The 12144-nt window shown below is 71.1% G+C and carries 15 protein-coding genes; 8 read left to right on the plus strand and 7 right to left on the minus strand.

The genetic code is table 11. The features are described 5' to 3' along the window. The first annotated feature begins 9 nt into the window (after positions 1 to 9). Complete coding sequence (locus ACF1AJ_RS06970; RefSeq protein ID WP_391507452.1) at positions 10 to 759, plus strand: FAD-binding oxidoreductase; 750 nt, start codon at positions 10 to 12, stop codon at positions 757 to 759. Continuing rightward, on the plus strand, positions 756 to 1022 hold the full coding sequence (locus ACF1AJ_RS06975) for a DUF6510 family protein (protein WP_309861556.1): 267 nt from the start codon (positions 756 to 758) through the stop codon (positions 1020 to 1022). Before ACF1AJ_RS06970 ends, ACF1AJ_RS06975 begins: the two co-directional genes overlap by 4 nt. A 171-nt stretch (positions 1023 to 1193) precedes the next feature. Here the strand turns inward: ACF1AJ_RS06975 and ACF1AJ_RS06980 are convergent, their stop codons facing one another. Then, a complete protein-coding gene (locus tag ACF1AJ_RS06980) occupies positions 1194 to 3185 on the minus strand; it encodes an amino acid transporter (RefSeq protein ID WP_391506685.1) in 1992 nt (663 codons plus the stop codon). A 40-nt stretch (positions 3186 to 3225) separates the two neighbouring features. Continuing rightward, on the minus strand, positions 3226 to 4728 hold the full coding sequence (locus ACF1AJ_RS06985; RefSeq protein WP_391506686.1) for an SDR family NAD(P)-dependent oxidoreductase: 1503 nt from the start codon (positions 4726 to 4728) through the stop codon (positions 3226 to 3228). 29 nt (positions 4729 to 4757) lie between these two features. Here ACF1AJ_RS06985 and ACF1AJ_RS06990 point away from each other — a divergent pair, with 29 nt between their 5' ends. Next, on the plus strand, positions 4758 to 5183 hold the full coding sequence (locus ACF1AJ_RS06990) for a DUF1622 domain-containing protein (RefSeq protein WP_018190406.1): 426 nt from the start codon (positions 4758 to 4760) through the stop codon (positions 5181 to 5183). Positions 5184 to 5206: 23 nt separating this feature from the next. On the opposite strand, the gene ACF1AJ_RS06995 is transcribed toward ACF1AJ_RS06990, so the two are convergent. Next, on the minus strand, positions 5207 to 5599 hold the full coding sequence (locus tag ACF1AJ_RS06995) for a DUF5997 family protein (RefSeq protein WP_391506687.1): 393 nt from the start codon (positions 5597 to 5599) through the stop codon (positions 5207 to 5209). Between the two features lie 33 nt (positions 5600 to 5632). Between ACF1AJ_RS06995 and ACF1AJ_RS07000 the strand changes: the two genes are divergently transcribed. The 3 genes from ACF1AJ_RS07000 to ACF1AJ_RS07010 all read left to right on the plus strand — a co-directional run bounded on the left by ACF1AJ_RS07000 (position 5633) and on the right by ACF1AJ_RS07010 (position 8202). Then, positions 5633 to 6286 (plus strand): LysR family transcriptional regulator substrate-binding protein, encoded by a 654-nt coding sequence (locus ACF1AJ_RS07000; RefSeq protein WP_391506688.1) that lies wholly within the window; start codon positions 5633 to 5635, stop codon positions 6284 to 6286. A gap of 107 nt (positions 6287 to 6393) precedes the next feature. After that, on the plus strand, positions 6394 to 7689 hold the full coding sequence (locus ACF1AJ_RS07005; protein ID WP_391506689.1) for an alpha-hydroxy-acid oxidizing protein: 1296 nt from the start codon (positions 6394 to 6396) through the stop codon (positions 7687 to 7689). Between the two features lie 36 nt (positions 7690 to 7725). Beyond that, complete coding sequence (locus tag ACF1AJ_RS07010; protein WP_391506690.1) at positions 7726 to 8202, plus strand: acetyltransferase; 477 nt, start codon at positions 7726 to 7728, stop codon at positions 8200 to 8202. On the opposite strand, the gene ACF1AJ_RS07015 is transcribed toward ACF1AJ_RS07010, so the two are convergent. From ACF1AJ_RS07015 to ACF1AJ_RS07030, 4 genes are all read right to left on the minus strand, one after another. Then, positions 8199 to 8606 (minus strand): hypothetical protein, encoded by a 408-nt coding sequence (locus ACF1AJ_RS07015; RefSeq protein WP_391506691.1) that lies wholly within the window; start codon positions 8604 to 8606, stop codon positions 8199 to 8201. The two genes, ACF1AJ_RS07010 and ACF1AJ_RS07015, sit on opposite strands and share 4 nt — an antisense overlap. A gap of 16 nt (positions 8607 to 8622) precedes the next feature. After that, positions 8623 to 9546, minus strand: a complete 924-nt coding sequence (locus tag ACF1AJ_RS07020) for an NADP-dependent oxidoreductase (protein ID WP_391506692.1) — start codon at positions 9544 to 9546, stop codon at positions 8623 to 8625. Positions 9547 to 9632: 86 nt separating this feature from the next. Beyond that, positions 9633 to 10661 (minus strand): 6-phosphofructokinase, encoded by a 1029-nt coding sequence (locus ACF1AJ_RS07025; RefSeq protein WP_309861534.1) that lies wholly within the window; start codon positions 10659 to 10661, stop codon positions 9633 to 9635. 117 nt (positions 10662 to 10778) lie between these two features. Continuing rightward, a complete protein-coding gene (locus ACF1AJ_RS07030) occupies positions 10779 to 11393 on the minus strand; it encodes a CYTH domain-containing protein (RefSeq protein WP_391506693.1) in 615 nt (204 codons plus the stop codon). A gap of 76 nt (positions 11394 to 11469) precedes the next feature. Here ACF1AJ_RS07030 and ACF1AJ_RS07035 point away from each other — a divergent pair, with 76 nt between their 5' ends. Then, positions 11470 to 11862: a DUF3224 domain-containing protein gene (locus ACF1AJ_RS07035; protein ID WP_391506694.1), complete on the plus strand. Its 393-nt coding sequence runs from the start codon at positions 11470 to 11472 to the stop codon at positions 11860 to 11862. Between the two features lie 62 nt (positions 11863 to 11924). After that, positions 11925 to 12125, plus strand: a complete 201-nt coding sequence (locus ACF1AJ_RS07040) for a hypothetical protein (protein WP_391506695.1) — start codon at positions 11925 to 11927, stop codon at positions 12123 to 12125. Positions 12126 to 12144: the final 19 nt, after the last annotated feature.

Consider the following 12144-nt stretch of genomic DNA (forward strand, 5'->3'; position numbering starts at 1 on the left):
GTATGGCGGGTGGCCGACGTCGTCGCCACACGGATGGAGACCCCGACGGCCCGCACCATCCGGCTGCGCATCCCCGGATTGCACGGCCACCTCGCGGGGCAGCACGTCGACATCCGGTTGACGGCGCCCGACGGCTACCAGGCGGTCCGGTCGTACTCGATCGCCTCCGGCGGTGGACGCGGAGCCATCGAACCGCATGACCTCCCCGACGACGAGCTGGAGCTGACGGTGGAGGAGCTCGCCGACGGCGAAGTCTCCCCCTACCTCGTCCGTGATCTCGCCGACGGTGACCAGCTGGAGGTGCGCGGACCGGTCGGCGGCTGGTTCGTCTGGCGCGACGGCGACATCACGCCGGTGCAGCTGATCGCGGGCGGCTCCGGTGTCGTCCCGCTCATGTCGATGGCCCGGGCGCACGCCGCCGCCGCAAGCCCTGCACCGTTCCGGATGCTCTACTCGCTGCGCTCCCCCGCCTCCGGGTACTACTCGGACGAACTCGCAGCGCTGGCCGCCGACACGACATCGCCGCTCCAGCTCGACTACGTCTACACGCGGCAGGCTCCGGAGGGCGCACCGGCGCCCGCCCGCCTCACCGCCGAAGGCCTCATGCGTCGCACCATCCCGGCCTCCGACTCCCCCACCTTCTTCATCTGCGGCTCCACGCCGTTCGTCGAGGCGGTCTCCGGCTGGCTCGTCGACGCGGGTCACGAGGCGGCGCGCATCCGCACCGAACGCTACGGCGGCATCGGAGGCACGCCATGACGGATCAGGACTTCCTCGACGGCAATGCCGCGGCCGGGATGCTGTCGGAGGTCTTCGCGGCCGACGTCACCACGGCGGTCGGCTGCTGCGGCAACTGCGGCGACGAGTCGGTGGTCGCCCGCGGCCGGGTCTATCTCGACGAGCACGGCCTCGTCATGCGCTGCTCCGTCTGCGGCGACGTGCTGGCGGTCGCGTCGGAGCGCGCCGGCCGTCTCTGCCTCGACCTGCGCGGCCTCGCCTGGCTGGAGTTCGCGGTCGAGTAGCCGGGCCCGTCGCCCGCGCCGGGTCGTCTCTCGGAGACTCGCCCGCTCCCGTCGGAGACTCGCCCGCTCCCGTCGGAGATCCGGCCGCCTTCGCCGCGAAACTCCATCCCCACCGCGGCCCGTCGGAGATTTGGCCCACTTTCTCCGACGAAAGCCCCGACCCGCGAACGCTCAGGACACGTGCACGGCCGGGCGACGCTTGACGTCCCTCTCGGCCTCCCGCAGCACCTCACGGGTCACGGGAGCGACCTCGCCGACGCCCGTGATCAGGTAGCGGAACATGTTCGAGATCGGATTGCCTTCCGTCCACTCGAAGTAGATCGCCGGCACCACACCCGTGATGTCGCGCATCTCCAGCAGCACGGCCGCGATCGTGTTCGGCACGTTTCCACTGCGCACCTGCAGCACCCGGTAGCCGTGCTTGACGACGCCCTGCACCTCCAGGTCCTCCTCGAAGTCGGAGGAGTCCGACGGCAGCACCTCGAGGAAGATGGTGCGCGACCGCTGCGGGATGTGGCTGAACTTCCGCTCGTCCTTGTTCTTCTGCGCGTACTCCTTGTCCGTGTCGACGTCGGGCTCGTGCGAGATGATGCGGATCTCGCCCTCCTCCGCGTCTTCGAGGATGAAGTCGAGCGCCGTCACGTCGAACGTGACGGACGTGGCGCGCAGCTGGAACGACCGCCCGATGCGCGACACGATCGACACGATCAGGATGGCGAGGATGAACAGGGTCGCGATGCGGAGGCCGTCCGGCCGCTCGATGATGTTGTCCACCGTCGTGTAGACGAAGATCGCCGTGATGACGCCGAACGCGACGGTCCGCTTCCGCTGCCGCTTCCGCCGCGCCGACAGCGTCACCGCGAGGGAGGCGGACGTGATGAGCACCAGGACGCCGGTCGCGTACGCGCCGCCCTGCGCATCCACGCTCGCCTCGAAGACCAGCGTGATGAGGAACGCGATCGCGGTGAACACGAGCACCAGCGGACGCACCGCGCGCGCCCACTGCGGCGCCATCCCGTACCGGGGCAGGTAGCGCGGCACCAGGTTGAGCAGGCCGGCCATCGCGGAGGCGCCCGCGAACCAGAGGATGAGGATGGTGCTGACGTCGTAGACGGTGCCGAACCCGTTGCCGAGGTACTCGTGCGCCAGGTACGCGAGCGCGCGTCCGTTGGCGGGGCCGCCGGGCTGGAAGTCCTTCTGCGGGATGAGCAGGGTCGTCGTGAAGCTCGACGTGATGAGGAAGACGCTCATGATGATGGCGGCCGTCGTCAACAGCCGGCCGGCACCGCGGATGCGGCCCTTCGGGTACGACGGGTCATCGTCCGGGCGGCCCGTGATCTGCGGCATGACCGCGACGCCGGTCTCGAAGCCGGAGAGGCCGAGAGCGAGTCGCGGGAACACGATCAGGGCGATCCCGACGACGACGAGCGGGTCGCCGTTCTGCCGGAACAAGGCGCTCCACCAGTCGTCGACTGCGGTGGGATGCTGGAACACCTCCACGATGGAGGTGGTCACCACGACCACGTTGAGGGCCAGGTACACGGCGACGAGCACCACTGCGATGCCGATCGCCTCCTTGAACCCCTTGAGGAACACCGCGCCGAGCAGCGCGAGCAGGACGAGCGTGATCAGCACGTTGTTGCCGTGGAACCAGTCCGGCGCGTACGGGTTCTCGATCGCGTGCGCCGAGGCGTCCGCCGCCGACAGCGTGATCGTGATCATGAAGTCCGTCGCCGCGAAGCCCAGCAGCACGAGCACCAGCAGCTTGCCCGCCCACCAGGGAAGCAGCCGCTCCAGCATGGCGATGGAACCGGAGCCCTTGAAGCTCTCCCGCGCCACCCGGCGGTACACCGGCAGTGCGCCGAGCAGGGTGAGGGCCACGAGCACCAGCGTCGCGAACGGCGAGACGAGGCCGGCGGCGAGCGCCGCGATGGCCGGCTGGTAGCCGAGGGTGGAGAAGTAGTCGACACCGGTGAGGCACATGACCTGCCACCACGGGTGGGTGCGTTCGGGGTTGCGTCCGTGCGGTCCCTGCTGGGTGCCGCGCTCATCCACCAGGCCGGTGAGCAGCCAGTGCCGGAGCGCGCCGCCTTTCGCCCGTGCCGGGGTGGGTCGCGCCTGACCGGGCACGGGGGAAAGCTGCTGGTCGGGAGTGCTCGACATCGGCATCCTTCCGCTCAGGCCTTCGTCGTCAGCGTAGCGGTCACCAGGCCGAGGCACGGTAGTCCTTGAGGAAGACGCCGTGCAGGTCCTCTCCCGCCTCTCCTCGGACGATCGGGTCGTAGACGCGAGCGGCGCCGTCGACCAGGTCGAGCGGGGCGTGGAAGCCCTCCTCCGCGAGCCGCACCTTCGTGTGGTGCGGGCGCTCGTCGGTGATCCATCCCGTGTCGACGCTCGTCATGAGGATGCCGTCGGTCTCGAACATCTCGCCCGCGCTCGTGCGCGTGAGCATGTTGAGCGCGGCCTTCGACATGTTCGTGTGCGGGTGGCCCGGCCCCTTGTAGCGGCGGCCGAAGACACCCTCCATCGCCGACACGTTGACGATGTACGACCGCCCGGCGGCGGCGAGGGAGGGACGCAGCCGGTCGATCAGGATGAAGGGTGCGGTCTGGTTGCACAGCTGCACCTCGAGCAGCTCCAGCGCGTCGATCGCTCCGATGTTCTGCGTCCAGCTGTTCACGTGGGCCACGTCGGGGACGAGCCCGCCCGCGTCGATGGCGGTGCCGTCGGCGTGCTTCTCGAGCGACGACGAACCGGCGGCCATCGCGACCGCCGCGAGGTCGTCCGCGGTGAGCGCGGCCGCCCCGGCGACCTCGGCGATCGTGCCGCGGACGTCCGCGGCCGACAGCAGCGGGTGCGCCGCGACCGAGCGCTCCAGGGCGAGGGGATGCGGGTCGGCGGTGTGGCCGAACGTCTCGAGCTCGGGCAGCGGGCCGTCGGGCAGGGGCTGCGTCTCCGCCTCGGCCAGCAGCGAGTACGCGCCGGGCGAGCGTCGCACCGTCTGCGCGGCGTTGTTGATCAGGATGTCGAGGGGTCCGCGCTCGGCGACCGAGTCGGCCAGTGCGATGACCTGCGCAGGGTCGCGGAGGTCGATGCCCACGACCCGGAGCCGGTCGATCCAGCGGCCGGCGTCGGGCAGCTGCGAGAACCGGCGCACGGCATCCCGCGGGAACCGGGTGGTGATGGTGAGGTGGGCGCCGTCGCGCAGCAACCGGAGGGCGATGTGCATGCCGATCTTCGCCCGGCCGCCGGTGAGCAGCGCGTGCTTGCCGGTCAGGTCGGTGGTCGCGTTGCGCTTGGCGTGGCTGAAGGCCGCGCACGACGGGCACAGCTGGTGGTAGAACCAGTCGACCTGCGTGTAGTCCTGCTTGCAGATGTAGCAGGCGCGCGGGGTGATGAGGGTCCCGGCGGTGTGGGAGGCGGTCGTGCCGGAGGTCAGCTCGCGCCCGCGGGTCTCGTCATCGATGCGGTCGGGAGCGCCGGTGGCGGTCGCGGCGATGACCGCGCGGTCGGCCTCCTGCACCTGGGCGCGGAGCTGCCGCTTCCTGGCCTGCTTCGACGCCTTGAACATGTGCGCGGTCGCCCGGCGGACGGTCACGTAGTCGGGGTGCTCCTGGTCCAGCTCGTGCAGCTGTCCGAGGACGCGGAGGGTGACGGCGAGTTCGTCGGGGTCGAGGCCGGAGGACGCCGGGGTTTCGGGAGGCACCGGAGAATTCTACGTGGCACCATGAGCACATGGATGCGCACGCGTTGTTCGAAGCGACCGGCACGGCGTTCGAGTTCGCCGGTGTCGCCGCGATGGCGATCGGCCTGGTGGTCGCGATCGGCCTGTCGCTGGTCGCCTGGCGGCGTCAGCGCAGCGGCGCTGCGGCGTTCCGGACGCTGCGGGAGAGCTTCGGCGGCGTCATCCTGCTGGGCCTCGAGATCCTCGTCGCGGCCGACCTGGTGAAGACCGTGACCTCGACGCCGTCGCTGACGGATGCGGTGGTGCTCGGGATCATCGTGCTGATCCGCACCATCCTCAGCTTCTCGCTGCAGGTCGAGATCGACGGTGTCGCGCCGTGGCGGCGGGCGCTGGTCACCGGGCCGGAGACGATCGCGCGTGCCGCCCGCTCGGCGAACCGCACACCGGACGGCACCCCGGAGCCGCGAGGGGCCTGACGGCCGCCGCTACTCCGCTCCGCCTACTCCTCTTCGGCCACGCGCCGTGCCGCCCGCTCCGCGTCGCGCTGCTTGACGCGCGCGTTCTCGGCGCGGACGGCCGCCTGCGTCGCCCGCTCGTCGACCAGCCACCGCGGCGGATCGGCCAGCAGGTCCTTGATCTGGGCGGTGGTCAGCGCCTCGGTCACCCCGCCGCGGGCGAGGCCCGAGTTCGAGACGCCCAGCTTGCGTGCCACCACGTCGCGGGGATGCGGACCCTCGGCGCGCAGGGTCTGCAGCCACTCCGGCGGCTCGGCGTTCAGCGCATCCAACTCGGTCCGGCTGATCTCGCGGTCGCGGAAGTCGTCGGGCGCCGCCGGCAGGTAGATGCCGAGCTTCTTGGCCGCTGTGGCCGGTTTCATGGTCTGCGCCTTCATGTTCTCCAGGCTACCGTTCGCTACCCTCGTCAGATGTCCTCCCGCTTCGCGATCGCCTTCCCGCTCGGTGTCACCGTCGGCAAGTGGACGAGCGCCTTCGAGCAGCGATACCCCGACGTGGAGCTGGTGGTGCGGCCCAGCGACGATCCGCTCGGCGTGCTCGCGGCCGGAGATGCGGACATGGTGTTCGCCCGCGATGCCGAGGCGGACGACGACCGCCACCTCATCCCCTTGTATGCGGAGGACGTCGTCGTGGTCGTGCACCACGAGCATTTGCTCACCCTGGAGGAGCACCTTCACCTCGCCGACCTCGACGACGAGCCCCGGGTGACCGGCGAGCCGTCGGAGGCGTTCATGCGGAGTGTCGCCGCCGGCGACGGCATTGCCCTGCTCCCGGCGTCGGTCGCGAAGGCCCTCCGCCGGAAGGACGTGACGGCGCTCCCTCTCGAGGACGGCCCGCAGAGCCGCATCGGCCTGACCTGGCCGCGCGAGGGGCAGCATCCACTGGTCGACGACTTCATCGGCATCGTGCGGGGGCGCACGGCGCACAGCTCGCGCAACCCGGAGGTCGCGGCGCGCGAGGCCGCGGACGGCCGCAAGGCCGCCGGCACGCGCGCCCCCTCCGGCGGCCGCGCATCCTCCGGCCGCGCACGCCCCGGCTCCCCCAAGCGCTCCCGCCGGCGCTGACGGGCGCCTCCCGCCCACCGAATTGACGCAACACGCCGTCCAGCGGCGTCCGCCAACGGCGTGTTGCGTCAACTGGATTCATCGGGTCCGGGCGGAGGATAGGAGGCATGAGCAGCGCCGGGCGCGACGCCCAGTCCGAGATCTACCGCGACGGTGTCGCCGGCCGTGTCCCGCGCATCCCTGTGGGATACCCCCAGCTGGAGCGGGCGGCGCAGCGGCGGCTGAGTCGCGCGGCGTTCGCGTACATCGCCGGGTCGGCGGGGCTGGAGCGCACGGCGGACGCCAACACGGAGGCGTTCCGGCGGCGGCGCATCGTGTCGCGGGTCCTTCGCGACGTGTCCGCGCGCGACCTCTCCATCGAACTGTTCGGCGTCCGGCGGCCGACCCCGCTGCTGCTCGCCCCGATCGGCGTGCTCGAGCTCGCCCGCCGCGGAGGGGATGCGGCCGCCGCCCGAGCCGCCGCCGCCCTCGGTGTGCCGGCCGTGCTCTCGAACCAGGCGTCGCAGCCGATGGAGGCGGTCGTCGGCGCCATGGAGGACGTGGCGCCCGGCGCATCTCGCTGGTTCCAGCTGTACTGGAGCTCGTCGCGCGACCTGGTGGCGAGCCTCGTCGAGAGGGCGGAGCGTTCGGGATGCGAAGCGATCGTCGTCACGCTCGACACGCATGTGCTCGGCTGGCGACCGCGCGACCTCGCCCTCGGCTACCTTCCGTTCAGCCGGGGTCTCGGGATCGCGCAGTACACCTCCGATCCGGTGTTCCAGCAGCTGGTGCGCGAGCGGGCGGCCGTCGCGTCCGGTCCGCGCCCGACGCCGACCCCGGCTGCCGTCGCGGCGTTCGCCAGCATCCTGCGCCACCACCCCGGGCCGCTGCGTGAGAAGCTGCGATCGGGAGAGCCGCTCGCCGCGGTCGAGACGTTCCTCGAGGTGTTCGCCGACCCGTCGCTGACCTGGGACGACCTGGCGTTCCTGCGCGAGCGCACCCGGCTGCCGATCGTGCTGAAGGGCGTGCTGCATCCCGACGACGCCCGCCGCGCCCTCGACGCCGGGATGGATGCCGTGCAGGTCTCGAACCACGGCGGCCGCCAGATCGACGGAGAAGTGGCCGCGCTCGACGCCCTCCCTGGAGTCGTCGCCGCGGTCGACGGACGGGTGCCGGTGATCTTCGACAGCGGCATCCGCGGCGGAGCGGATGCGGTGATCGCCCTCGCCCTCGGCGCCCGGGCCGTCGCGATCGGCCGGCCGTACGCCTACGCCCTCGCCGTCGCGGGCGAGGCGGGCGTGCGGGAGCTGCTGCGCAACACGATCGCCGAGCTCGACATCACCCTCGGTCTCGCGGGCGTCCGCAGCGTCGCCGAGCTGGATGCGGGCATCCTGTCACCGACGCCCGCGCCGGTCGCTCACTAGGCTGGAAGATCGGTACCAGCCGAAGGGAGCCTGCTGATGTCCGAATCCACCGCGGCGCCTGTGAGCATCCGGGCCTCTTTCGGGGTAGCCGAGTACCCGGCTCTCGTGGCGATCTGGCGCCGAGCCGTGGATGCGACGCACGACTTCCTCTCGGCGACCGATCGCGATGAGATCGAGGCACGGCTGGCATCCGACTACTTCCCCGCCGTGACGCTGTCGGTCGCCGAGCGGGACGGCCGTCCCGTGGGCTTCGCGGGTGTGCTCGACGGCACCCTGGAGATGCTCTTCGTGGATGCGGCCGAGCGAGGCGGCGGCATCGGCACGGCGCTTCTCGATCACGCGATCCGCGACCACGGCGTCGTCCGCGTCGACGTCAACGAGCAGAACGCGTCAGCCGCCGGTTTCTACCGCTCCCGCGGCTTCGCGGTCGTCGGTCGGAGCGCGACCGACGAGGCCGGTCGTCCGTATCCGCTGCTCCACCTCGAGCTCGCACCGGCGAACCGGCCCCGCTAGGAGACCGACGCCCCGATCAGCGACAGCAGCGCCTGCGCGTACGCGGTGGCGGCGTCATCGTGCTCGAAGTACCGCTCCTCCCCCTCGATCAGCACGGTCACCCGGTAGCCGTCGGGCGTGCGCGCCAGGTGGCGGAAGGTGCCGCCGAGCAGTTCGCGCAGCTGGTCCTCGCGCGGGATCCACAGGGCGTCCTCGACGGCGAGCGAGTCGAGCGCCCACTCGGTCGTGCCGTTGAAGCCGAGGATGGTCCCGGTGTCGAAGTGGTGCGGCTCGATCGTCATCTCGCTGACGGTGAAACGCTCCCCGTCCATGCCCGGGCGGTCGATGGCGAACGTGTCACCCGACGACGGCTGCCAGCGCAATCCCGCCGCGCGAAGCTGCCGGGCGATGTCCTCTGCGATCATGGATGCTCCCTTTCGGTCAGTCGGTGACGATGACGATCTTGCCGCGCACGTGGCCGCCTTCGAGCCGCCCGTACGCCTCCACCGTCCGTTCGATCGGGTAGATCGAGTCGATCGGCAGCACCAGCTCGTTCTCGGCGAGCAGGTCGGCGAGCTCCGCGAGGTCGTCGTTGGTGGCGCCGCGGCCGCCGACGTTCTGCGCTCCGCGCGCCTCCGGCCCGAAGACAGCGATGGAGTTGACGCGTTCGATCGGCACACCGAGCTCCAGCGCCGCCTCGATCGTCTCCGGGCCGTGGTTGTCGAGCACCGCGGTCACCCGGTCGTCGTCGAGGACGTCGCGCACGCGCTCCGCGAGCCCGTCTCCGTAGGTCACCGGGATGACGCCGAGCGACTCGAGGAACTCGTGGTTCACCTCGCTCGCCGTGCCGATCACCGTCGCCCCCGCGCGGACGACCAGCTGGGCGGCGAGCACGCCGACCCCGCCCGCGGCCGCGCTCACCAGCACGGTGTCGCGCTCGCGGATTCCCAGGGAGCGCACCGTCGCGAACGCGGTTCGGCCGACGACGCCGAGCGAGCCGGCCGCCTCGAACGTCAGCGGGTCCGGTTTCGCGATCACCTGGCCGTCCTCCGGCACCACGACGAAGTCGGCGATGGAGGCGAACGGCGCCGTGCCGAGCACGGCCTGCCCGAGATCGAAGCGCGTGACGCCCTCGCCCATCTCTTCGACGAACCCGGCGAAGTCCTGCCCGATCCCGCTCGGGAGCGTCACGCCCATGCGCGCGGCGGCCCGCTCGTCGCGGTACGCCTTCGCATCCATCGGGTTGAGCCCGGCCGCCATCACGCGGACCAGCACCTGACCGGGCCCCGGCCACGGTCTCTCCCGCTCCACCACATGCAGGTAGTCGCGGGAGCCGAATTCATCGAACTGGACGAAACGCGGCACGGACGGGCTCCTTCCCTCTGGTAGCACGGAGCCTAGCCCCGACACCCCCGGAACAGCAGGGAGAGAGCCACAGGTGCAGCGAGCGCTCAGCCGAAGAGAAGCGCGGCCTCCTCGTAGCGGGCCGCAGGAACGGTCTTCAGACCGCCGGTCGCGTCGGCGATCGAGACGTTCACGACGTCGGTGCCGCGCAACGACACCATCGAGCCCCAGCGACCCTCGTACACCGCATCCACCGCCGCCATGCCGAGGCGGGTGGCGAGGACGCGGTCGTACGCGCTCGGGACGCCGCCGCGCTGCATGTGGCCGAGCACGGTCGCCCGCGACTCGATGCCGGTGCGCTCCTCGATCATCGGGGCGAGCATCTCGCCGATGCCGCCGAGGCGCGGCCGGTTGAACGCGTCCAGTCCCTTGTGCGAGTGCGCCTCCTCCATCGTGTCGAGGTGGAAGCCCTCCGACACGACGATGACGGGCGCACGGCCGCGGTCGCGGACCGACTCGACCCACTCGCAGATCTGCTCGATCGACTGCGGCTGCTCCGGGATGAGGATGGCGTGGGCGCCGCCCGCCATGCCCGAGTGCAGGGCGATCCAACCGACGTGACGGCCCATGACCTCGACGACCATGCAGCGCTGGTGCGACTCGGCGGTGGTGCGCAGGCGGTCGATCGCCTCGGTGGCGATCTCGACGGCCGTGTCGAAGCCGAACGAGTAGTCGGTGGCGGCGAGGTCGTTGTCGATGGTCTTCGGGACGCCGACGATCTTGAGACCGGCGTCGGTGAGACGGCGTGCGGCCGTCAGGGTGCCCTCGCCGCCGATGGCGATGATCGCGTCGATGCCGTTCTCATCCATCATCCGCTGGATGTTCTCGGGGCCGCCCTTGTCGCCCTCGAAGGGGTTGGTGCGGCTCGATCCGAGGATGGTGCCGCCCTGGCGGGACAGGCCGCGGACGCTGTGACGGTCGAGCGGCATGATGTCGCCGTCGACCACACCGCGCCAGCCGTAACGGAAGCCGGCGAACTCGGAGCGGTACACGCGGTCGCCCTTCAGGACCGCGCCGCGGATCACCGCGTTCAGGCCCGGGCAGTCGCCGCCGCTGGTGAGGATGCCGATCTTCATGCTGCTCCGTTTCTCAAGGCGTTCCCTGAATCATGCCCGGATGCCCCGGCCTGCACAAAATCGCACTGGACGCTGAGCGCGGCGGGTGGTAAATGAGCCGGGTAGACCAGTCGGGTGTCAGAGGCCGAGGGCGCGCTGCAGCTTGGACGAACTGGCGGACGGCCGGGCTCCCGCCGCGAGCAGGTGCTCCTCGATCTCGTCGAGGAGGGCGTTGCGGCGCTGACGGGTGTCGGGGGCCCCGCTCAGGAGCTCCACCTCCCACTCGCGCCACTCCTGCGTCGCGCCGGTCCGGAGGTTTTCGCTCCGGACATGGTCGTCGGTGAGCTCGGCGACCTCGAAGCCGGCGGCATCCTGCAGCAGAACGCTGTCGCGCTGGTTCGTGACCCGGGCGATCGGGACGAGCGGCTCGTCGCCGATCAGCTCGCGCAGGTGCTGACGCAGCTCGGCGGGCGGCTCGTCGCCCTCGGTGAGCTCCCAGTGCAGCTCGGTGCGGCCCTCGTCGGCGGGCAGCTTGACGTGCCAGCCGGCGTCGTGGCCGCCGCGGCGCACACGGACCGCGGTCCGGTGCTGGGCGAGCGCGAGGTCGGCCGTGTCGAAATAGGTGGCCACGAGCTCGTGCCGCTCGGGCTCGCCCTGCACCGCGATCGTGCCGACGCCGACGAGCTGAGGATGCTGCGCCTCGGCGTCGACGTCGTACTTGCGCTCGATCTCGGTCTGCGAGTGGTGGGGCATATCCCCTGTCTAGCCCACAATTCGTCTGTCGCGAAATTTCAAGCGGACCGTCGTCCGCAGCGCCTACGGTGAACGCATGACCTCAGAGACGATCACCACCCGCTTCGACGTCACCGGCTGGGAACCGGCCGACCTGCCGGGCATCGACGGCGACTGGGTGGGCGCCGTCGTCATGCGGAAGACCTACACCGAGGGACTGGTGGGCGAGTCGGTCGCCCACTTCGTCTCCTCCGGCACCGAGGAGGGCGGGCGCGGCTACCTCGCCGCCGAGCGGATCACCGGCCGGCTGGAGGACGGGAGGACGGGGTCGTTCACCGTCCACCACGGCGCACTGCAGCATCCCGGAGACAGCTCTGCCTTCGGGAACATCGTGCCGGGCACGGGGACGGACGACTTCGCCGACTTCCGGGGAGCGGCCAGGATCGAGCACGACGACCGCGGCGCGTTCTTCGTCTTCGAGCTGGAGTGACCTCATCGAGCCGGGCTGAGACCACCCTTCACGCCCGCGGCACCCCGCTGTACCGTGGGGGCATGAGCGACCCCAGAGGACGTGAGTACCGAGACGACGAGGACCTCGACGACTTCCGCGAGGCGCAGGAGGCCGACTACGAGCCGGAGCCGGTCATCCACGACCCGGAGGACGTGCCGGTCGTCGACGACGAGGACGACGAGCTGCTCCCCGACGACGACCGCCCGGTGCCGATCGACCCCGACGACGCCGAGATCGCCTAGCCGACAGCTCCTGACTTTT

The sequence above is a fragment of the Leifsonia sp. NPDC014704 genome (assembly GCF_043083605.1).
GTDB lineage: Bacteria > Actinomycetota > Actinomycetes > Actinomycetales > Microbacteriaceae > Leifsonia.